The organism is Micromonospora sp. DT53 (assembly GCF_049841535.1).
Lineage (GTDB): Bacteria > Actinomycetota > Actinomycetes > Mycobacteriales > Micromonosporaceae > Micromonospora.
The window spans coordinates 1-20,584 of record NZ_JBNCKM010000002.1; the positions used below are offsets into that span (position 1 = coordinate 1).

15 protein-coding genes and 1 pseudogene are annotated in these 20,584 nt (G+C 72.0%); 5 read left to right on the forward strand and 11 right to left on the reverse strand.

Translation table 11 applies throughout. The features are described from left to right. The coding region (locus ACLQ3B_RS05855) for a MarR family winged helix-turn-helix transcriptional regulator (RefSeq protein WP_425778078.1) at positions 1-452 on the forward strand (452 nt) is incomplete at its 5' end. Positions 453-761: 309 nt separating this feature from the next. Here the strand turns inward: ACLQ3B_RS05855 and ACLQ3B_RS05860 are convergent. Continuing rightward, a complete protein-coding gene (locus ACLQ3B_RS05860; protein ID WP_425778080.1) occupies positions 762-1,925 on the reverse strand; it encodes an acyl-CoA dehydrogenase family protein in 1,164 nt (387 codons plus the stop codon). Between the two features lie 250 nt (positions 1,926-2,175). Here ACLQ3B_RS05860 and ACLQ3B_RS05865 point away from each other — a divergent pair, with 250 nt between their 5' ends. Then, on the forward strand, positions 2,176-3,603 hold the full coding sequence (locus ACLQ3B_RS05865) for a UDP-glucose dehydrogenase family protein (protein WP_425778081.1): 1,428 nt from the start codon (positions 2,176-2,178) through the stop codon (positions 3,601-3,603). 150 nt (positions 3,604-3,753) lie between these two features. Beyond that, the gene (locus ACLQ3B_RS05870) at positions 3,754-8,649 is read left to right on the forward strand and encodes an SCO7613 C-terminal domain-containing membrane protein (RefSeq protein ID WP_425778083.1); all 4,896 of its coding nucleotides are present in this window, start codon (positions 3,754-3,756) and stop codon (positions 8,647-8,649) included. A gap of 180 nt (positions 8,650-8,829) precedes the next feature. On the opposite strand, the gene purE is transcribed toward ACLQ3B_RS05870, so the two are convergent. The 9 genes and pseudogenes from purE to mca all read right to left on the reverse strand — a co-directional run bounded on the left by purE (position 8,830) and on the right by mca (position 17,928). Further along, positions 8,830-9,321: a 5-(carboxyamino)imidazole ribonucleotide mutase gene (gene purE, locus ACLQ3B_RS05875; protein WP_425778085.1), complete on the reverse strand. Its 492-nt coding sequence runs from the start codon at positions 9,319-9,321 to the stop codon at positions 8,830-8,832. A 32-nt stretch (positions 9,322-9,353) separates the two neighbouring features. Beyond that, on the reverse strand, positions 9,354-10,529 hold the full coding sequence (locus ACLQ3B_RS05880; RefSeq protein ID WP_425778087.1) for a 5-(carboxyamino)imidazole ribonucleotide synthase: 1,176 nt from the start codon (positions 10,527-10,529) through the stop codon (positions 9,354-9,356). 122 nt (positions 10,530-10,651) lie between these two features. Further along, positions 10,652-12,688, reverse strand: coding sequence for a thioredoxin domain-containing protein (locus ACLQ3B_RS05885; RefSeq protein WP_425778089.1), 2,037 nt, complete (start codon positions 12,686-12,688; stop codon positions 10,652-10,654). Positions 12,689-12,746: 58 nt separating this feature from the next. Further along, entirely contained in the window at positions 12,747-13,496 is a 750-nt protein-coding gene (locus ACLQ3B_RS05890) for a MerR family transcriptional regulator (protein ID WP_425778091.1), read from the reverse strand. 60 nt (positions 13,497-13,556) lie between these two features. After that, positions 13,557-13,805 carry a hypothetical protein gene (locus ACLQ3B_RS05895; protein WP_425779773.1) on the reverse strand — a complete coding sequence of 83 codons (249 nt, stop codon included), beginning with the start codon at positions 13,803-13,805 and terminating at the stop codon, positions 13,557-13,559. Continuing rightward, a pseudogene (locus ACLQ3B_RS05900) lies at positions 13,804-13,941 on the reverse strand (DUF255 domain-containing protein); the annotation flags it as partial. The gene ACLQ3B_RS05895 and the pseudogene ACLQ3B_RS05900, both read right to left, overlap by 2 nt. 52 nt (positions 13,942-13,993) lie before the next feature. Continuing rightward, positions 13,994-16,525 carry a putative bifunctional diguanylate cyclase/phosphodiesterase gene (locus ACLQ3B_RS05905; RefSeq protein WP_425778093.1) on the reverse strand — a complete coding sequence of 844 codons (2,532 nt, stop codon included), beginning with the start codon at positions 16,523-16,525 and terminating at the stop codon, positions 13,994-13,996. Positions 16,526-16,704: 179 nt separating this feature from the next. Then, positions 16,705-16,998 carry a hypothetical protein gene (locus ACLQ3B_RS05910; protein WP_425778095.1) on the reverse strand — a complete coding sequence of 98 codons (294 nt, stop codon included), beginning with the start codon at positions 16,996-16,998 and terminating at the stop codon, positions 16,705-16,707. Positions 16,999-17,046: 48 nt separating this feature from the next. After that, complete coding sequence (gene mca, locus ACLQ3B_RS05915) at positions 17,047-17,928, reverse strand: mycothiol conjugate amidase Mca (RefSeq protein WP_425778097.1); 882 nt, start codon at positions 17,926-17,928, stop codon at positions 17,047-17,049. A gap of 203 nt (positions 17,929-18,131) precedes the next feature. Between mca and ACLQ3B_RS05920 the strand changes: the two genes are divergently transcribed. Both ACLQ3B_RS05920 and greA read left to right on the forward strand, forming a co-directional pair. After that, entirely contained in the window at positions 18,132-18,572 is a 441-nt protein-coding gene (locus ACLQ3B_RS05920) for a DUF4307 domain-containing protein (RefSeq protein ID WP_425778099.1), read from the forward strand. Between the two features lie 156 nt (positions 18,573-18,728). Next, entirely contained in the window at positions 18,729-19,226 is a 498-nt protein-coding gene (greA, locus tag ACLQ3B_RS05925; protein WP_091394193.1) for a transcription elongation factor GreA, read from the forward strand. 96 nt (positions 19,227-19,322) lie between these two features. Here the strand turns inward: greA and ilvA are convergent, their stop codons facing one another. Next, positions 19,323-20,543 (reverse strand): threonine ammonia-lyase, encoded by a 1,221-nt coding sequence (gene ilvA, locus ACLQ3B_RS05930; RefSeq protein WP_425778101.1) that lies wholly within the window; start codon positions 20,541-20,543, stop codon positions 19,323-19,325. Positions 20,544-20,584: the final 41 nt, after the last annotated feature.

Sequence of the window (20,584 nt, forward strand, 5' to 3'; positions counted from 1 at the left end):
TCGACGACGAGCAGCAAAAGCTGTGGCAGGACCTGCGCACCGTGGTCATCGCGCTGCCCACGCTGCTAGACCGCCAGCTGCAGCGGGACGAGGGCATCTCGAACTTCGAGTACAGCGTGATGGCTCGGCTGTCCATGACCGAGACGCACACGATGCGGCTCAGCGACCTTGCCGCGCAGTGCGACAGCACGCAGCCACGGCTGTCCAAGCTGATGGTCCGTTTCGAGCAGCAGGGGTGGGTCACCCGGTGCCCTGACCCGAACAACGGCCGGTACACCCTCGCGACCCTGACTGACGCCGGACTGCACAAAGTCGAGGACAGCGCCCCAGCTCACGTCGAGCGGGTCAGGCAACTGGTGTTCGACCCACTCAGCGCTGCACAGCAACGCCACCTCGGCGCCGCGCTCTCCCGCATCGCCGCTCTGGTACGCGAGCAACTCGACGGCCGGTGAGCGACGCCCACCGAACCGAGCTCGACACCTCAGCCCGGGTCCCCCAGGGCTCCGTCTTGGCAACGGCGGCATGAGCGGTCGGCATGGCGGAACGGTACGACCCTCGGCATCCTCATCTGCCGCGATCCGGGCGCGCATGCGTCCGCGATGGGGGTGACCGAGCGTAGCCGGATGAAGTAACTCCGCCTGAGTGACGAGGGGAACTCTCGACGCCGGCCGGGCTTCCGGATCACGCCGTTACGTGGCGCCGGAGGAATTGTGCCGGTCGACCCGCTTGCGCCTGCCCTGAGCTGCTAAAACAGCCCCGGATCAGCCCTTCAGCAACTCCCGGGCCATGACGATCCGCTGCACCTGATTCGTACCCTCGTAGATCTGGGTGATCTTGGCGTCCCGCATCATCCGCTCGACGGGGTAGTCCCTCGTGTAGCCGTAGCCACCGAGCAGTTGCACCGCGTCGGTGGTGATCTCCATGGCGGCGTCCGAGGCGAAGCACTTCGCCGCCGCGCCGAAGTAGGTGAGATCCGCGTCGCCGCGCTCCGACTTCCCGGCAGCCGCGTACGTGAGTTGCCGGGCCGCCTCCAGCTTCATGCCCATGTCGGCGAGCATGAACTGGATCCCCTGGAACTCGGCGACCGCCTTGCCGAACTGTCGACGCTCGGCCACGTACCCCTTCGCGTAGTCGAGCGCGCCCTGCGCGATCCCGACGGCCTGCGCGGCGATGGTGACCCGGGTGTGGTCCAGGGTCTTCATCGCGGTCGCGAAGCCGGTGCCCTCCGCGCCGATCATGCGATCGGCGGGGATCCGCACGTTGTCGAGGTAGACCTCGCGGGTCGGCGAGCCCTTGATGCCGAGCTTCTTCTCCGGCGCGCCGAAGCTCACCCCAGGATCGGACTTCTCGACAACAAAGGCCGAGATGCCCCGAGACCGGGCGGATGGGTCGGTAACGGCAAATACGGTGTAGAACTCGGACACGCCAGCGTTCGTGATCCACCGCTTCACACCGTTGAGCACCCAGTGATCCCCGTCACGTACGGCCCTGGTGGTCATCGACGCCGCGTCGCTGCCCGCCTCCGGCTCGGAGAGGCAGTACGAGAACATCGCGTCACCGGCCGCGACCGGCGTCAGGTACCGACTCTTGAGGTCGGCGGAACCGGACAACAACAGTGGCATCGTGCCGAGTTTGTTCACCGCCGGGATCAGCGAGGAGGACGCGCAGGCACGGGCCACCTCCTCGATCACGATGGCGGTGGCCAGCGCGTCCGCGCCCGCGCCGCCGTACTCCTCGGGGATGTGCGGGGCGTGGAAGTCGGCTGCCCGCAGCGCCTCGTAGGACGCCTTGGGGAACTCCCCGGTTTCGTCGGCCTCCGCGGCATGCGGAGCCACCTTCGCGGCGCAGACCTCACGCACCGCTTCCCGGATAGCCTGGTGCTCCTCAGGCAACCGGTAGACGTCGAACGACTCCCCTGCGGCCATCTCGACCCTCCCCTTCCCCGCTATCATGCGCAGTCTGTGACGACTCCTGACCGCCGACCGCGCAGACTGAAGACTAGCGACTGCAGTTCAGGTGATGTTACCGGCGCGTAGGCATGGGCAAGATGGTGCACCTGACGCGCTCGACGATGATGAAGACCGAGACAGTGAGCCACCCTCCGGTGCCCCGCCCAGGCGCCGCAGCAGAATGCGACGCGACGACGCGACGCCAGCGCGAGCGGAGAAGACAGGCGTGACGATCCCCTACCCCACCATCCAGCCGACCCCCGTCATCGCCGCGGTGACCCCGCCCTCGGGCGCACCCCGGCCGCGGGTGACGTTCCTAGGGACTGGTTACCTCGGTGCGACGTACGCCATCTGCTACGCGGAGCTGGGGTACGAGGTCCTCGGGTTCGACGTCGACGCCGACAAGATCGCGATGCTGAACGCGGGCCAGGTGCCGATCCACGAGCCCGGCCTGGACGAGCTGCTCCGGCGCAACCTCGCCGCCGGCCGGCTCCGGTTCAGCACCGACATCGCCGAGACCGCCGACTTCGGTGACGTGCACTTCATCTGCGTCGGCACCCCTCAGCGGGCCGACGGCATGGGCGCCGACCTGTCGTACGTCGAGGCGTCGGTCACCAGCCTCGCGCAGCACCTGACCCGCAAGGCGCTGATCGTCGGCAAGTCCACCGTGCCGGTCGGCACCGCCGAGTGGGTCGAGCAGCTCGTCGGCAAGCACACCCCCCACGACCTGGACGTCGAGGTGGCGTGGAGCCCCGAGTTCCTCCAGGAGGGCTTCGCCGTCGACGACGTCCTGCGGCCCAACCGGATCGTGGTCGGCGTCAAGAGCGAGTGGGCCAACGGCATGCTCTACGCCGCGCACAAGGGCGTGTTCGACCTGGCCGCCACGGAGGACCGCGAGGTGCCCCTGGTGGTCACCGACTTCTCCACGGCCGAGCTGGTCAAGGTCGCCGCGAACGCCTTCCTGGCCACCAAGATCTCGTTCATCAACGCGATGGCCGAGGTCTGCGAGGCCTCCGGTGGCGACGTCACCCAGCTGGCCCGTGCGATCGGCTACGACCCGCGGATCGGCAACCGGTTCCTCCAGGCCGGCCTCGGCTTCGGCGGCGCCTGCCTGCCCAAGGACATCCGGGCCTTCCAGGCCCGCGCCCAGGAACTGGGCGCCGGCGAGGCGCTGCGTTTCCTGCACGAGGTCGACCTGATCAACCTGCGCCGGCGTACCCGGGTGCTCCAGCTCGCCGCGGACCTGCTCGGCCGCCGCTCCGGCCCGGCCGGCCCGGACTTCTCCGGCACCCGGATCGCCGTGCTCGGCGCCACCTTCAAGCCCAACACCGACGACGTCCGCGACGCCCCGGCGCTCGCCGTCGCCGCGCTGCTACAGAAGGCCGGCGCCGACGTGCACGTGTACGACCCGCAGGGCACCGAGAACGCCCGCCGCGCGGTTCCCGAGCTGACCTACGAGAGCAGCATCAACGAGGCGGTCAACGACGCCGACCTGGTCTGCGTCCTCACCGAGTGGGCCGACTTCCGCAACGCCGATCCGGTCGCCCTCGGCGAGCTGGTCAAGGGCCGCAAGGTCGTCGACGGCCGCAACTGCCTCGACCCGGCACTGTGGACCCAGGCGGGCTGGGAGTACCGGGGCATGGGTCGCCCCTGACGTAACCGACGCCCACCGGCCGGTCATCGAGCATCTCGATGGCCGGCCGGTGTCGTTGTTTTTCCGGGACCCGCCGACAAGAGTCGAAATCCGCGCCAGCTTTGGGCATGCTGCGACAGTGGGAGTCCACAGTGCGGGTGGAGGGGTGTCGTGGCGACCTTTCAATGCTCCTCGTGCGGCCGGGAGATCAAGCCGGCCGTCCGATGCCCGCACTGTGGGGCAGATCAACCCCAGTGGGTCGAGCACCTGGCCGACATCGAGCGTTCGATCGCGGAGATGAAGGCGCGCGACGCCGCCATCGCGCGCGAGCAGCGGCAGATCGCCGCCAAGATGCAGGCCGCGCTCTTCCAGCGGGACATCCTCGCCCACGCCGGCGAGGAGCGGATCAAGCAGGCCACCCGGCCCCGCCGGGTGCTCCGCCGCCGCCCCGGCCGGCGGCCACCGACCGCCACCATGGGGGCGCCGCCGCGGGTGCCCCGCCAGGGCACTCCACCCGGCCCGGAGGATCCGCCGCCGCCCCCGCCCCAGGCCACCTGGTTGGACGTGGACGACCCGGAGCACCCGCCGGAGGCCTCCTCCCGCGAGGTGCAGAACATCCCCCTCGGGCTGGGCGCGCTGCTGCTCGGCGTGGCCGCGGTGGTCTTCGCCGCGGTGGCCACCAGTTCGATGGACGCGCTGGCCCGGCTGGGCATCCTGCTCCTGGCCACCGTGCTGATGCTGCTCGCCCCACCGGCACTGGCCCGACGCGGGCTCACCTCGACCGCCGAGACCATCGCCGCGGTCGGCCTGTTGCTGGTGCCGCTCGCCGGTAACGCCCTCTGGGCGGTGGACCGGATCGGCGCCGGCGGCGGCTCCGCCACGGTCTTCGCCGGGGTGATCTTCGCGGTCACCGCAGCCGTCGCATTCGGGTACGCCGGTTGGACAGGTCTGCGCGCGCCCCGCTTCGCCACCGTGCTCGCCGCGCAGCCGGTGCTGCCGCTGCTGGCGTACGACCAGATCACCGGGCCGGGCGGCTGGGCGCTGGTGCTGGCCTTGGTCGCCCTCGTCAACCTCGGCCTGGCCCGCTCCGGCGTGACCGTCGAACGCCCCGTCCGGCAGGACCTGCCATCGCCGGGCACGCCGTCGGCGCCCCGCCGACGCGACGCCGAAAGCCGACCGGAGGGCGACCCGGAGGAGGCCGCCGAGCTGATCGACGCCAGCGCGGGCTCCGCCGACCCGCTGCCGACCCGCCCGGTGCCCGGTCTGCGTGAGCTGACCTGGTTGCTGCACGCGCTGGCCGTCGCCGTCTCGCTGGCGTACGCGGTCACCGCCCTGCTGCGGGCGGAGACCGTGCCGACCGCGACGGGCGCCGGGGTGGTGCTGCTGTTGGCCGCCATGATCGGGCTGGCCGGCGCGTTGGTGCTGCGTCGCCCGCCGCTGCCCGACGTCGCGGCCGGCATCGTCACCCTGGCCGTGATCGGCGCGCTCAGCCGAATCGCCTCGGTGGCCCTCCCCGGCCAGGCGCTGCTGCTGATCGCGGCGGTCATCACGGTGACCGGGCTGGCGGTACGCGCGGTCCCGGAGGCGGCCCGACGTGGCCCACAGATCGCCTCCGCGGTGGCGCTGACCGTCAGCGGTCTGGTGGTCGCCGGCGGCGCGCTACGCGCCGGGGTGGCACCGGTCCGGGCGGCACTGCCCGCCTGGGACCCCGACCTCAGCCGGTACCCGGGCGAGCTGGCCGCCGCGGTCGGGCCGACCACCTGGCAACTCGCGGGTGCCGCATTCCTGCTCACCATCGCGGCGGTGCTGGCCCTGCCCACCGAGATCCGCCGGGAGTTCGCGGTCGCCGGCGCGGCGCTTACCGCGCTCGCCGTCCCGGCCTCGTTCGGCCTCGGCTGGGCGACGGCACCCTGGCCAATGGTGGTCACCGCGATCGGCATCGGAGTCATCGGGCTCTCCGCCCGCACCGACCGGGCCGCGGTGGCGCACGCCATCGGGGCGGCCGTGGTCGGCCTGTTCGGCGCGGGTGCCAGCCTGTCCAGTCCCGCCCTCACGGCCGCAGTCCTGATCACCCTGTTCCTGGCCGGCACGCTCGTCGCGCTGGCGCCCCGAGTCCGGATCGCCTCGGCCGCCTCCGACACGGTCACCGCCTGGGCTGCCGGTGGCGCCGCGTTCGCGTTGCCCGGGGCGGTGGCCGCGTTCGTGGCCGCCACCATGCCGAGCGACCCGACCCCCACCCCGGCGAGCCTCCGCGAGGTGACCGTCCCGATCCTGGCGGCCAGCTTCCTGGCCGTCTGCGTGACCCTCGGCTACGCCGCCGTCGTGCAGGTCTCCCAGCGCCACATCCCCGCGCCGCTGTCGGTCGGTACCGGGCTGGGCGCGCTGGTGGTCACCGCCGCCGCGTTCGGGGCGCCCGGCGCGACAGTCGCCGACGCCTGGGTCGGCGCGCTCCTGCTGGTCGCGGCGGTGCTGCTCTTCCTGGCCCCCTCGATCGACGCCGGCCGTCGCGCCGACCTCACCCTCGACGGCTCGGACCTGGCCGCCGCGGCGGTCACCACCGCCCTGATCGCCACGCTGGTACGGATCGGTGCGGTACTCGCCCCGGGCGGGCAGCTGGCGGTGGCCGCGGCCCTGCTCCTGGTGGTCGCCGTGGGCGCCCGCAGCATGCCGGAGGAGTGGCGACGCGGGCCGATCCTCGGCCTCACCGTCGGCGGTGTCCTGATCGGCGTACTCGCCGGCTGGTCGGCGGTGCGCGGTGGGGTCGGCGTACTGGCCACCCCTGGCCCGATCTGGAGGGGCGACCTGATCGACTGGCCGGCCGCCCCCGTCGGCGGCGCCACCTGGCAGGCGCCGGTGGCGCTGGCGCTGTTGGCCCTCGCCGCCGGCATCCTGCTCCCGCCGCCCTGGCGTTGGGACGTGTCCGGCGTGGCGGTGGTGCTCGCCACGATCGGCGGGCCGGCCGCATTCGACCTGGCCTGGTGGTCACCGGTCCTGGTCGGCGGAATGGTCGCCACCGTGTTCGGCATGGCCGCGGTGGCCACCGAGGAGGCGCGCGCCGGGCTGTCCCGGGCCACCGTGGCCGGGGTTGTCGCGCTGCACGCCGCGGGAGCCGGACTGGTCCGCCCGTGGACCACGGCCCTGGCGCTGGGCAGCATCGCTCTGATCGGCGTGGTGGTGGCCACGTTGGCCCGCGTCCTCGCCGGCCCCCAGGTCACCGACATCGACACCGAGGGGATGCCGCCACACCTGGCGCAGATCGGTGGCGCGGCGATCGGTGCCGCCCTGCTGGCCCTCCCCGGTGCGGTGGCGGCACTGGCCGCCGAGTTCGAACACTCGGCGCAGGTGGTGCTGACCGCCGCGCTGGCCGCGACCAGTCTCGGCCTGGCCGCCGTGGCCGCGGTCCGCCGGCAGGTGCCGCAATATCTGCCCTGGGTGAGCGTGGCGGTGGTCGGCGGGGCCACTATCAGCGCCCTCGCCGCCATCCCCACCGGCCTCGCCGCCGGCGTCTACGCGGCCGCCGCCGCCCTGCTCGGCGTGCTGGCCGAGCTGATCCGCGCGGCCACCGTGCCGCCCACCGGCGCCGCCCAACCGGTCCGGCGCTGGTCGGTACGACTCGACGGCGCCCTCCGGCGGCTGCCGGACGACCCGGAGCGACGACGCTGGCGGGTCAACCCCGCCGCGGGTGCCTTGGCCGCGGCAGCCCTTCCGACAGCCCTGGCCCTCGCCTCGATCGCACCCGCGCTGGTCACCGCCCTGGTCGAGCCGCACCGCACACTGACCCGGATCTGGCAGGGCCCGCCACCGGAGCTGCTCATCCCACCGCCGGACGTGGTCAACCCGACCCACGTGCTGACGGCGCTGTTGCTCACCGCGACCGCCGCGCTGGCCGCCACCGGGTTCAGCGGCGGTCGGCGGTCTCGGGCCGTGCCGGTGGTGCTGCCCGGGGCAGCCGTCACGCTGCTGATCGCACCCATCGCGCTGGGTCAGGGCTGGCCCGCCAGCACCGTCGCCGCGCTCTCCGTCTTCACCATCGCGATGCTCGGTCTCGCACTGACCCCACCGCCGCCGCTGGTCGAGCGGGCCCGCTCGCTGCGGCTGGCCCGGGTCCTGGTGTTCGCCATCGGTCTGGCCGGCGGCAGCGCCGGGCTCGCCGGCAGCCTGGCCGACCGGCAGATGACCCTGTTCACCCTCGGCAGCGCGGTCGGGGTGGGTGCGGTGGCGGCGCTGTTCGGCACCACCCAGCGGGCGCGCATCCTCGGCTGGCTCTTCGCCTCACTCATGGCGCAGCTCTTCGTGCTCACCGCCGGCCTGGTCGCCGGGCTGGCCGCGGTCTGGTCCGCGTTCGGGGTGCTGGCCGTCGGCGCGGTCCTACAGGTGCTCGCCGCGACCCTGCCCCGGCTGCGCCGCCCCGAGGCGCAGCGGGAAGCCTCCACCGTGGAATGGACCGGGTACGCTGCCGCGCTTATCGCGTTGGCCCTCGCCTTCGACTCGCCCCGACACATCGCCGCCCTGCTGGCCGCCTGGGGCGCTGTCCTCGGAGTGGCGGCGACCCGACCCGGCCGCCGGCCGGTGGAACGCCGGATCCTGTTCTGGGCGGTGGTGGTCTGTGAGATCACCGCGTGGTGGATCCTGATGCGAGTCGCTGACGTGGCGCTGCCCGAGGCGTACACGCTGCCGTTCGCCGCGTTGGCCCTCCTCGTCGGAGTCCTGGAGCTGCGTCACCGACCGGACATGAGCAGTTGGGTGGCGTACGGGCCTGCGCTGGTCGCGGCGTTCGTGCCGACGCTGGCCATCGTGGTGGCCACCGAATCCAGCACGGTGCGGCAGATGCTGCTGCTGCTCGGCGCGGTCGCGGTGCTGATCTTCGGCTCGTCCAGTCGCCAGCAGGCGCCGGTGATCGTCGGCGCGTCGGTCACCGCGATCACCGCGATCCACGCCCTGTTCAGTCTCGGCCCGTGGCTGGCGCTGATCCCGGTGGGCATCCTGCTGTTGGTGCTCGGCGCGAGCAACGAGCGCCGCCGCCGAGCCCAGGAACGCCTACAGACCGCCCTCCGCGGCATGAGATGAATCGGAGGGTCCCCATGGCGTGGGTGGGTGTGTGCGGTGAGTGGGCCGGGTCCGCCCGCCCCGTCCGCCCCGCCCGCGTCGATCATGGAGTTGTGGTGGGGGACAAAGGGCTAGATACGCCCTCTTTCGGGCACCACAGCTCCATGATCGACACCGTTGAGGGCGGGCGGTGGGGTGGGGTTAGTGCAGGGTTGCCTGGAGGGCGGCTTCCTTTTCGGCTACGAGCTTCTCCAGGCCCTGCTGGTAGGTCGTCATCTTGGCGCGCAGGTTCTCGTCGCCGGCACCGAGGATCCGCACGGCGAGCAGGCCGGCGTTGCGGGCGTTGCCGATCGACACGGTGGCGACCGGGATCCCCGCCGGCATCTGCACGATGGACAGCAGCGAGTCCATGCCGTCGAGGTGCTTCAGCGGCACCGGCACACCGATCACCGGCAGCGGCGTCACCGAGGCGACCATGCCGGGCAGCGCTGCGGCACCCCCAGCCCCCGCGATGATGACTTTGAGGCCCCGGTCGGCGGCGTCGCGCCCGTACTCGATCATCGCGACCGGAGTCCGGTGTGCCGAGATCACACGCACCTCGTAGGCCACGCCGAAGTCGTCCAACACCTCGGCGGCGGCCCGCATGGTCGGCCAGTCCGAGTCGCTACCCATGATCAAGCCAACCGTGCTCACTGCGGCCCTCTCGTCGTTGCCGAAACCGTGGCTCACTCGTGGCCCTCGCGCAGCCAGCGTGCGGCCCGTGCGGCCCGTGCCCGCAGGTCGTCCAGGTCGTCCCCGAGCACCGTGACGTGCCCGATCTTGCGGCCAGGTCGCACCTGCTTGCCGTACAGGTGCACCTTGGCGCCGGGCTCGGCCGCGAAGAGGTGGTGCAACCGCTCGTCGATCGACATTCCGCCCGGCTCACCGCCGAGCACGTTCGCCGACACCACCACCGGGGCGGTCAGCGCGGTGTCACCCATCGGGTAGTCCAGCACGGCCCGCAGGTGCTGCTCGAACTGCGACGTCCGGGCACCCTCGATGGTCCAGTGCCCGGAGTTGTGCGGGCGCATCGCCAGCTCGTTGACCACGATCGCCGGCCGGCCGGCGTCGTCGCGCACCTCGAACAGCTCCACGGCCAGCAGGCCGATCACACCGAGCGCGGTGGCCAAATCGATGGCGAGCTGCTGGGCGGAGACCGCCAACTCCTCGTCCAGGCCGGGCGCCGGGGCCAGCACCTCCACGTTGATGCCGTCGCGCTGCACCGTCTCGACCACCGGGTACGCGGCCACCTGACCGAACGGCGAACGGGCCACCTGGACGGCCAACTCCCGTCGCAGCGGCACCCGTTCCTCGACAATCAGCCGGGTGCCGCCAGCGAGCAGCGTGCTCGCCAGCTCGGTGGCCTGTGCCGCGTCGTCGACCATCCAGACGCCCCGGCCGTCGTACCCACCCCGGGCCGCCTTGAGCACCACGGGCCAGCCGACCTGCTCGCCGAAGCCGACGAGGTCAGCGGGCTCCCCGACCGGCGACCAGGCCGGGTTGGGGGCACCCAGCTCGGTCAGGCGTTCCCGCATGACCTGCTTGTCCTGGGCGTGCAGCAGCGCGTCCGCCGGCGGGTACAGGGGCACCCCTTCCGCCGCCAGCGTGCGAATGTGCTCGGAGGGCACCTGCTCGTGGTCGAAGGTGACGACATCGCAGCCCTTGGCGAAGGTGCGCAGGGCGGCCAGGTCGGTGTGGTCGCCGTACTGGACGTCGGCGGCGACGAGCGCCGCGCCGTCGTCGGGGGCTGCCGCGAGCACACGCAGTGACTGGCCGAGGGCGATCGCGGCCTGGTGGGTCATGCGGGCCAACTGGCCGCCACCCACCATGCCGACAACTGGCAGACCGGTACGGGAATCCATAGCGCGGCCAGCCTATCCGGGCCGCCGCCGTGCTCGCCCGGAGGGCTGGCGACCCCGCCTCGGAAGCGTTGCAGAGACGAGCCGGCGGGTGTCGCGGGCGACTACCGGCCGTGTCCGTGCGTTCAGCCCAGCTCGGCGACCAGGTCCTCGACCGAGGTGACCGGCCGCTGGCAGACGAAACCCCGACAGACGTACGCGGCGGACCGACCCTGGACCAGCGGACGATCGGCGAGCAGCGGCACACCCGGCTGGTCCGGACGCCCGGCGACGACAACCGCTCCGGGTGGGGCGTGCCGGTGCGCGGCGGCCACCAGGGGGTCGCCGGCCGGGTCGTCGGTGACCACGGCGATCTCGTACGGCCCGGAGAGCAACGCCTCGCCGACCATGGCCGCGTAGCCGGTGAAGCGGGGGTGCTTCCCGACGATCGGCGCGACCGTGCCGAGGGCCGCTTCGGCGGCGTCCCGGTAGCGCGTCTCGCCGGTCAGCGCCGAGTACGCCACCAGCCCGGCGATCAACGCCGACCGGCCGGACGGGGTGGCGTTGTCGGTCGGGTCGGCCGGCCGGGCGACGAGCCGCTCCGCGTCGTCGGCGGTGTCGTAGAAGGCGCCGCCGGGCGCGGCGAAGTGCGCCAGGGCGGTGTCCAGCAGCTCGCCGGCCAGCGTCAGCCAGCGGCCCTCGCCGGTGAGCTGGTGCAGCGCGCAGAAGGCCTCGGCCACACAGCCGTAGTCCTCCAGGACACCGGCCGGCTCGCCGACCTTGCCGTCCCGGGAGACCCGGCGCAGCCGGCCGTCGACCAGGTGCACGGTGGCCAGGTGCTCGGCGGCCTGACGCATCGCCCCGTCGGCCACGATGGTGACGCCGTCCATCAGGTTGGCATCGTCGTCCTGCGGGGACGCGTAAACGGCGGCGACCTGCTGGAACTCGGCGATGGCGGTGATCGCCAGGCCGTTCCAGGCGGCCACCACCTTGTCGTCGAGGGCCGGCTGCGGGCGGGTGTCCCGCGCGGCAAGCAGCCGTCCGACCACCTGCTGCCAGCGGGCGCGCACCTCGGGCGCGGCATCGTCCACGTCCCGGGCGAGCTTGAGCACGCTCATGCCGTGTTCAAAGGTGCCGTCGTCGGTCACCGTGAACAGGTCGGCGGCGAACCGGCCGTCCTCCTCGCCCAACGCCTCGACGAGTTGGGCGGGCGTCCAGGCGTAGGTGAGCCCCTCGACGCCCTCGGTGTCGGCGTCCAGTGCGGACGCGAACCCCTGGCCCGGCCGGTGCAACTCGTCGGCGAGGAACCGGGCGGTGTCCCGGGCCACCCGGCGGGCCAACGGGTCACCGGTGAGTCGCCACAGCTGGGTGTAGACCCGCAGCAGTAGAGCGTTGTCGTAGAGCATCTTCTCGAAGTGCGGCACCGTCCAGTGCGCGTCCACCGAGTACCTGGCGAAGCCGCCCGCGAGCTGGTCGTAGATGCCGCCCCGGGCCATCGCCTCGGCGGTGTGCCGGGTGATCTCCAAGCTGGCCGGATCGCCGGTGCGCTGGTGGTGACGCAGCAGGAAGAGCAGGTTCATGTGCGGCGGAAACTTCGGGGCGCCACCGAACCCGCCGTTCGTCGCGTCGTACTCGCTGGCCAGCTTGGCGGCCGCCGCGTCGAGCAGCGGGGCGTCCAGCGGGGCGCTGGGGCCACCCACGGCCTGGGCGCCGCCGATCGCCTCGACCACCGCGGCGCCCTGGCCCAGCACCGCCTCGCGCTGCTCCCGCCAGGCGGTGGCGACCGACTGGAGCAACTGGACGAAGTTGGGTCGCGGGAAGTAGGTGCCGCAGAAGAACGGGGTGCCGTCCGGGGTGGCGAAGACGGTCATCGGCCAACCGCCCTGGCCGGTCATCGCCTGGGTGGCGGTCATGTAGACCGCGTCCACGTCCGGACGCTCCTCACGATCCACCTTGATCGACACGAAGTTGTCGTTCATCAGGGCGCCGACCTGCTCGTTCTCGAACGACTCGTGCGCCATCACGTGGCACCAGTGGCAGGCCGCGTAACCCACCGAGATGAGCACCGGAACGTCCCGCCGCTTCGCCTCGGCGAACGCCTCGTCCGACCAGGGCCACCAGTCGACCGGGTTGTCGGCGTGCTGGAGCAGGTACGGGCTGGTCGCGCTGGCCAGTCGATTCACCCGACGACCATAACCCCCCGTACGCGGGTGAGCGGGTCTGCAGCCCCGCCCGCCCGGATCAGCCGCTGAGCTTCCGCTCGGCGTAGACCTTCATCGCGTCCCGGATGAATATCGCCGTGCCGTCGCCGTGCACGTCGTAGTTCGCCGTGAAGCGCGGGTCCGCGACATACATCTCGCCGAGGTTGACGAAATACTCCTTCGTCACCGGCTCGGTCGTCAGCGACAGCCAGTCGTAGAGGCGCTGGGTGATCGCCTGCACCTCGTCGCTCTCGACCGGGATGCCGGCGTCGTGCGCTCGACCGAAGTCGGCCGCAATGTCGAGCTGACGTTGCTGGAACGCCTTCTTGTCGGCATCGCTGAGCGAGCGCCACCACTGGTCAGCCCGCTGGTACGCCTCGCGGCCCCACCGCTGCGTCACCTCCTGCTCGTACTGGGTGTGGTCGAAGCCGTCGAACACTTCCTCCGCCATGAGTTGTTCACCTCCTTCCATCTTGCGCAGCGTGGTCCGTACCGACTCGATCTGCCGCCCGATCCGCTCGCGCTCCCGCAACAGGAGCCGCAGATGGGTGCGGAGCGCGGCCGTCGGCTCCCGTTCACCGTCCAGCACCTGGCCGATATCGGCCAGGGCGAGGCCCAGTTCGCGCAGCAGCAGAATTCGCTGCAGCCGTACCAGGGACTCCTGGTCGTAGTAGCGGTAACCGTTGCGGCCGATCCGACTCGGAGCCAGCAGTCCGACCTGCCCGTAGTGGCGCAGGGTCCGACTGGTCGTCCCGGCCGAACGGGCGAGGTCCTGGATCGACCATTCCATCGCCGTCCACCCCTGATCTCGTCGTGCCAGTCCAGGTTAGAAGTTGACGTAACGTCAAAGTCAACCCGCCGATCCAGCGGCGGTTTGTCCGGGTCCCGCCCCGCTCGGGCTGTCACCCCCGGCCGGCGAGTTTGACACCCCGCTGCCGCTGTTTGACACCCCCGCCGGCTGGCTCGTCACCCCGAGGACGAGGCGGCAGACCCGCGCGGTGATGCCGGCGACCGACCGCCAGATGACGCGGCCGAGCTGGACGAGCCTGGCGAGGGCGCGCTGGACGGTGCGCTCCGAGATGCCGACAAGGTCAGCGATGGCCGCAACCGACGGTCACCGGAACGTCCCGCCGCTTCGCCTCGGCGAACGCCTCGTCCGACCAGGGCCACCAGTCGACCGGGTTGTCGGCGTGCTGCAGCAGGTACGGGCTGGTGGCGTCGACGAGTCGGTTCACCTGACGACCATAGCCAGCCCCGGCGCGGACCGCGCGGGCTCCACCCGGACGGTCAGGACGCGCCGTCGGCGCGGAGCCGGAACACGTTCGACTCCGCCGAGTCGCGCAGCGACCCCAGCACCGCGCCGATCTTGTCCGCCGGCATCGGCTTGAAGAAGTGGTAGCCCTGCGCGGAGGTGCAGCCCAGCTCGGCCAGGGCCATCCGCTGCTCGGCGGTCTCCACCCCTTCGGCGACCACCCGCAGCCCCAGCTCGTGCGCGAGGCCCACCGTCGTCCGGACGATCGCGGCGGCCTCCGGCGAGTCGGTCATCCGGATGACGAAGGAGCGGTCCACCTTCAGCTCGTCCACCGCGATCCGGGTGAGGAAGGTCAGCGACGAGAAGCCGGTGCCGAAGTCGTCGACCGCGAGTTGCACACCCATCGACCGGAGCGTCGCCAGCACCTCGTCGATGACCTCCAGCTCGCTCATCACCACCGTCTCGGTGATCTCCAGAACGAGCCGGTGCGGCGGCACCTGGTGACGGCGCAACGCGTCGGCGATCTCCACCGGCAGTCGGGGGTCGAGCAGGCTGCGCGCCGAGAGGTTAACCGAGATCGGGACGTCCAACCCCTCGCGGGCCCAGCCGGCGGCCACGCCGAGCGCCTTGTTCAGCACGTAGCGGGTGAAGGTGCCGAGTTGCTCGCTGTTCTCCACCGGCCGGATGAAGTCGGCCGGGTTCAGCCACCCACGCCGGGGGTGCTGCCAACGGATCAGCGCCTCCACCCCGGTGGGCGCACCCGTGGCCAGGTCGACAGCCGGCTGCAGCGCCAACACCAGCTGATCGTCGACAGTCAACGCCTCACGCAGCTCGGCCAGCAGGGCGAGCTGGTCGGTGCTGGCCGCGTCGCGGGCGCTGTCGTACGCGGCGACGTTGCCGCCGCCCTCCTTGGCCTGGTACATCGCGATGTCGGCCCGACGCAGCAGCTCGGTCAGGTCCGCGGTGCCGGCGGCGGCCACCACCACCCCGACCGAGACCTCGATGGACATCCGTACGCCGGCCACCTCGGTCGGCGCGGCCAGCCGCTCGGCGATCTCACGGGCCTGGCGCAACGCGTGGGCCATCGGGGCGGCCCGGTCGCCGAGCACCGGCACCGCCGTGAGCAGCAGGGCGAACTCGTCGCCACCGAGTCGGCCGAGCAGGTCGCCGGCGCGGACCAGGGCGTTGAGTCGGTTCGCGGTCAGCCGCAGCAGCTGGTCACCCGCCGCGTGGCCGAGGGTGTCGTTGACTTCCTTGAACTGGTTGATGTCCAGCAGCAGCAGCGCCACCGGGTGATCGTGGCTGAGCTGTCGCAGCGACTGGTCGCCCTTGCTCAGCATCGCCGCCCGGTTGACGAGCCCGGTGAGCGGGTCGTGCACCGCCTCGTACGACGAACGGGCGGTCACCAGCCGCAGCTCGTGGTGGGTCGCGGCGTCGTGCAGTGCGGCGGCGAGCGCGTCGCCGAACGCGGCCACCGCGTCGCGCTCCCGGGCCGAGGGAGGGGCCGAGCGGGGGAATCGCACCCGCAACCGACCGACCGGCGCGGCGCCGACCGACAGTGCCCGGCTCAACTCGTGCTCGTCCGATTCCGACTGGTCCGGTGCGCCGGTCTCCCGGTCGACCAGCTGACCGCCGGCGTCGCCCCGGTAGCGGTGCCACCGCCCGTCGGGCCGAGCCACGTCGACGTCGACCAGTTCGGCGTTGAACAGCGTCAGCGCCCCGGTGACCGCCGCGCTGGCCACACCCCGCTCGTCGAGCTGGTTGAGGGCCGCGGTGGCCTCGGCGAAGGCACGCCAGGTGCGGCGCTCCTGATCGGAGCGCAGCCGGTAACGGTAGGTCTGCTGCAGTAGCCACAGCAGCGGCGGCAGCAACAGCAGCCAGCGCGGGTCGAGCTCCAGCAGGGCGACGACCACGAGGCCGACCGCCACGTTGCCGACGAACATCAGCAGCTTGCCGCGCAGCGCGGCGAGCAGCGGTGGCCCGATCGGCAGCCCGTGCCGCAGGCCCAGCGTCACCCCGCCCAGCCAGGCGGTCACCAGGAGGTACGTCACCGAACCGGCGATCACGGCCAGCGCCAGCATCGGGGTGGGCGGAGAGAGCAGCGGCCGGCCGAGCGCGGTCGTCACGGAGACGGCCAGCGCCGACGCGGCGGCCAACGACGCGGCGATCCGGACGATCTCGAGGGCCGGCCGGCGGTCGTTGTGCAGTGACAGCATCGTCCAGGCCAGCCCGGTGCCGAGCAGCGTGGCGGACGGCAGCCAGCCCGCTGGGGTCAGGTAGAGGCAGACGATCAGGGCCGCTTCGCCCCAGGTGATGCTGACCATGCCCGCGGCCGAACGGAACCGCAGGCGGGCGAGCTGGGCGAGGGCCAGGACGGCGACGGCGATGCCGAAGCGGGCCGGACCGCCGAGGGGGTCGTCGGTCGGCAGCCGGACCGGAAGGGTCAACCCGACGGCGGCGGCGGCCAGGGCGGTCAGCGTGACGGCGGCGGTGAGCACCAGCAGCCGGCCCGGTGTGCCACGCACCCCGAGCCGATCGAACGGGTCGTCGGCCGGACCGGAGGTCATCGACCTCCCCCGTCAGCCGACCGACCGACGTCGCGGCGGGCGGCCGGTGCTGTGCTGGTCATCGGCGCCCCCTCCCGCACACGGCTCGGAGACTTTTGGTCCCCCCGGCGGAAGGCTAAGCCAAACCGGGTGGCCGCAACAGGGGGCGACCAACCGGTTCGGCGTGATTCATGCGCGGACTACCCGTTCAGGTGCTGCTGGTGCCCGTTGGGAGCGGGCGTGGATGAATCACGCCCTCCGGTCCCGTCTGTCGGATCGACGACTGCCGCATCGGCCCTGGTCGGGTCGGTCGACCCGGACTGCTGGGGGAAACGGTCCGGCAGACGGCGCAGCCGAGCGTTCATGTTGCGGATCAGCAGGATCGTCGCGGCGGCCAGCAGCAGGATGAGGAAGAGGCCCATCGGCCCGGCCAGACCACCCGTGCGGGTGTCCCCGAAGTTGTTCTCCGCGAGCACCTGGGCAGCGGTCAGCATGGCGTTCCTCCGATGTGCGGTTGGTAACCAGCGTAGCCCCGCCGGGAATCAGCGTGCGTGCGCCGTCTCCCGCACTCCCGCGAAGAGGTCGGACTCGGGCAGCGGACTGTCGACCATCGAGCGGGCCAGCTCGTAATCCTCGGTCGGCCAGGCGGTTCGCTGGAGCTCCATCGGCACGTGGAACCAGAAGCCGTCCGGGTCGACCTGGGTGGCGTGGGCACGCAGCGCGTCGTCGCGGACCGGGAAGAATTCGGCGCACTCGACCCGGGTGGTGATCCGGGGGCCCTTGTCGGGCCGATCCTCCCACCGCTTGAGCCACTCCTCGTAGGGCGACTCCAACCCGGCGGCCAGCATGCCCTCGTGCAGCGCCATGATCTTGCCCTTGGAGAAGCCGATGTCGTAGTAGAGCTTCAGCGGCTGCCAGGGCGCGCCCAGCTCGGGGTAGCGCTCCGGGTCACCGGCGGCCTCGAACGCGGCCACGCTCACCTTGTGGCACATGATGTGGTCCGGGTGCGGGTAGCCACCCTCTTCGTCGTACGTGGTCACGACGTGCGGACGGAACTCGCGCATCAGCCGCACCAGCGGGCCCGCGGCGACCTCGACGTCCTGAAGGGCGAAACAGCCCTCGGGCAGCGGCGGCAGCGGGTCGCCCTCGGGCAGACCCGAGTCGACGAAGCCCAACCAGGCCTGGTCGACGCCGAGGATCGCGCGCGCGGCGTCCATCTCGGCACGCCGGATCTCGCCGATATTGGCCCACACGTCGGGCCGGTCGAGCTTGGGGTTGAGCACGCTCCCGCGCTCGCCGCCCGTGCACGTCACGACCAGGACGTCCACCCCCTGAGCGACATACTTCGCCGTCGTCGCCGCGCCCTTGCTCGACTCGTCGTCCGGGTGCGCGTGCACGGCCATGAGACGCAGTTGCTCTGCCAACTTCGGCGCTCCTCGTCTGTGCCGGACGGTGGACCCGACCGGGCTCGACCGGCTGACCTGCCGGGATCTTTCCTCACCGCACCCTGTCACCGGCCACCAGCGCCGGGCATGACCTGCCATTCCTGCCGCTGGACCGGGTGGGAGGATGGGACTCTGCCATTCTTGCCGATGCCGCCGACAACAACGCCAGGAGATACCCGCCGGTGACCGAGACGCACGCCACAATTTCACCGGGCTCGCCGGTGTTCCCGGCCGGGCGCTACGGCCGCCGTCGGGCAGCCGGCGGAAAGCGCCGCCGTACGCTGCTGGCCGCGCTGGTGCTGCTGGCACTCGTGGCGACGCTGACCGTGATCTCGGTCCGGCTCTACCGCCAGTACGGCGACCCGGTCTACGACGCCCAGGTGATCACCTACACCGACATCACGGACAACCAGGTGCTTGTCGACTTTCGGGTGACCGTCCCGCCGGGTGGATCAGCGGTCTGCGTGCTGCGTGCCCGGGACCGTTCCGGCGCCGAGGTGGCCCGCGATCAGGTCACCGTGACCGCCGATCCGGGGGATCGGCACGTCACGACCCGGCACCGCCTGGCCACCACCGCCCGGCCGTTCATCGGCGAGGTGCTGCGCTGCCGACAGCCGTCCTGAGCTGCCCGAACAGCACCGGAAACGGTGCCGACCGAGTGCCTACCCGGGGTATGGGATCCGGACACCGGCGGTGATGGCCGACACGCTGTGTCGTACCGCACTGGTAACTTGGTAGTTCACCTGTCAGCCAGCCACGCACAACTGAGGAGAACGCCTGTGTCCACTGGCAACGAGGCGCCCGCCACCTGGCTGTCGCAGGACGCGTACGACCGCCTCCAGGCCGAGCTCGACGAGCACATCGCCAACCGTCCGGCGATCGCAGCCGAGATCAACGCTCGGCGCGAGGAGGGCGACCTGCGGGAGAACGGCGGCTACCACGCCGCCCGCGAGGAGCAGGGCAAGGCCGAGGGTCGCATCCGCTACCTGCAGGAGCTGCTGCGCACCGCGAAGGTCGGCGAGGCGCCGACCGCCGACGCGGTGTCGCCGGGCATGGTGGTGACGATCTACTTCGACGACGACACCAACGACACCGAGACCTTCCTGCTCGGTTCTCGCGAGATCGCGGCCACGACCGACCTGACCGTCTACAGCCCCGAGTCCGCGCTGGGCAAGGCGATCCTGGGCGGGCGTGCCGGGCAGACCTGCACCTACACGGCGCCCAGCGGCGCCGACATCAAGGTGACAGTGGTCAGCTTCGAGCCGTTCTCCGGCTGACCGTCGCCGGCCGCGCCACCCGCTGCCGGCCGGGCTGACCGACCGCCGGCACCCACTGTCGAACACCGCGCATCCGAGGCGTGGCACCCACAGGTGTCACGCCTCGGCCGCGAAGACCACCTGGTAGCCGCTGGCCCGCAGGGCGCTGATCAGCGTGTCCGAGTGCTCCACGCCCCGGGTCTCCACCGACAGCGCCACCTCTACCTCGCCGAGGCTGAGGTGCGGGTTGGCCCGCTGGTGCTCCACGTCCACCACGTTGGCCCGGTGCTCGGCGATCTGGCTGAGCAGCGACGCGAGCTGCCCCGGCCGGTCCGAACAGCGGATGGTCACCCGCAGGTAGCGACCCGCGGCGGCCAACCCGTGCTCGATGACCCGCATCATCAGCAACGGGTCGATGTTGCCGCCGGAGAGCACCGCGACCACAGGTGTCTCCACCTCGACCACGCCGGCCAGCAGCGCGGCGACACCTACCGCTCCGGCCGGCTCGACCACCTGCTTGCCGCGCTCCAGCAGCATCAGCAGGGCCCGGGAGATGTCCTCCTCGGAGACCGTGACGATCTCGTCGACCAGCTTGCGAACGTGGTTGAAGGTGATCTCGCCCGGCCGGCCGACAGCGATGCCGTCGGCGATGGTGGAGAAGAAGGGCAGCCGGACCGGTTCTCCGGCCACCAGTGAGGGCGGGAACGCCGCCGCGCCGGCCGCCTGCACGCCGATGATCCGGACGTCCGGCCGCAACGCCTTCGCGGCCACCGCCATGCCCGAGATCAGACCGCCGCCACCCACCCCGGTGATGATCGTCTTAACGTCCGGGCACTGTTCGAGGATCTCCAGTGCCACCGTGCCCTGCCCGGCGATCACATCGGGGTGGTCGAACGGGTGGATCAGCACCGCTCCGGTGCGCTCGGCATACGTGTGCGCGGCGACCAGCGACTCGTCGACGGTGTTGCCGGCCAGCTCGACCTGAGCGCCGTACCCCTTGGTGGCGGCCACCTTCGGCAGCGGCGCGTTGACCGGCATGAAGACGGTGGCGTGCGTGCCGACCAGACCGGCCGCGAGGGCCACCCCCTGCGCGTGGTTGCCCGCGCTCGCCGCGACCACACCGCGCTCCCGCTCGGCCGCCGACAACCGGGAGATCCGCACGTACGCGCCCCGCACCTTGTACGAGCCGGCGCGCTGCACGTTCTCGCACTTGAGCCACGTCGGCCCGCCCAGCGCCGCGGTGAGCGGCCGGGAGGGCTCCAGCGGGGTGGTGCGGGTGACGCCAGCGAGCAACTCCCGTGCGGCCCGCACGTCGTCGAGACCGACCAGTTCCGTCATGCCCCGATCGTGCCACCCGACTCCGGTGCCCTCGGCGGCGA

What these genes read in the sequence shown, in the direction of transcription:
- ACLQ3B_RS05860 (WP_425778080.1), bottom strand. Translation starts at nt 1,925, where the DNA reads ATGGCCGCAGGGGAGTCGTTCGACGTCTACCGGTTGCCTGAGGAGCAC.
- ACLQ3B_RS05910 (WP_425778095.1), bottom strand. Translation starts at nt 16,998, where the DNA reads ATGCTGACCGCTGCCCAGGTGCTCGCGGAGAACAACTTCGGGGACACC.
- ilvA (WP_425778101.1), bottom strand. Translation starts at nt 20,543, where the DNA reads ATGACGGAACTGGTCGGTCTCGACGACGTGCGGGCCGCACGGGAGTTG.
- ACLQ3B_RS05905 (WP_425778093.1), bottom strand. Translation starts at nt 16,525, where the DNA reads ATGACCTCCGGTCCGGCCGACGACCCGTTCGATCGGCTCGGGGTGCGT.
- ACLQ3B_RS05880 (WP_425778087.1), bottom strand. Translation starts at nt 10,529, where the DNA reads ATGGATTCCCGTACCGGTCTGCCAGTTGTCGGCATGGTGGGTGGCGGC.
- ACLQ3B_RS05890 (WP_425778091.1), bottom strand. Translation starts at nt 13,496, where the DNA reads ATGGAATGGTCGATCCAGGACCTCGCCCGTTCGGCCGGGACGACCAGT.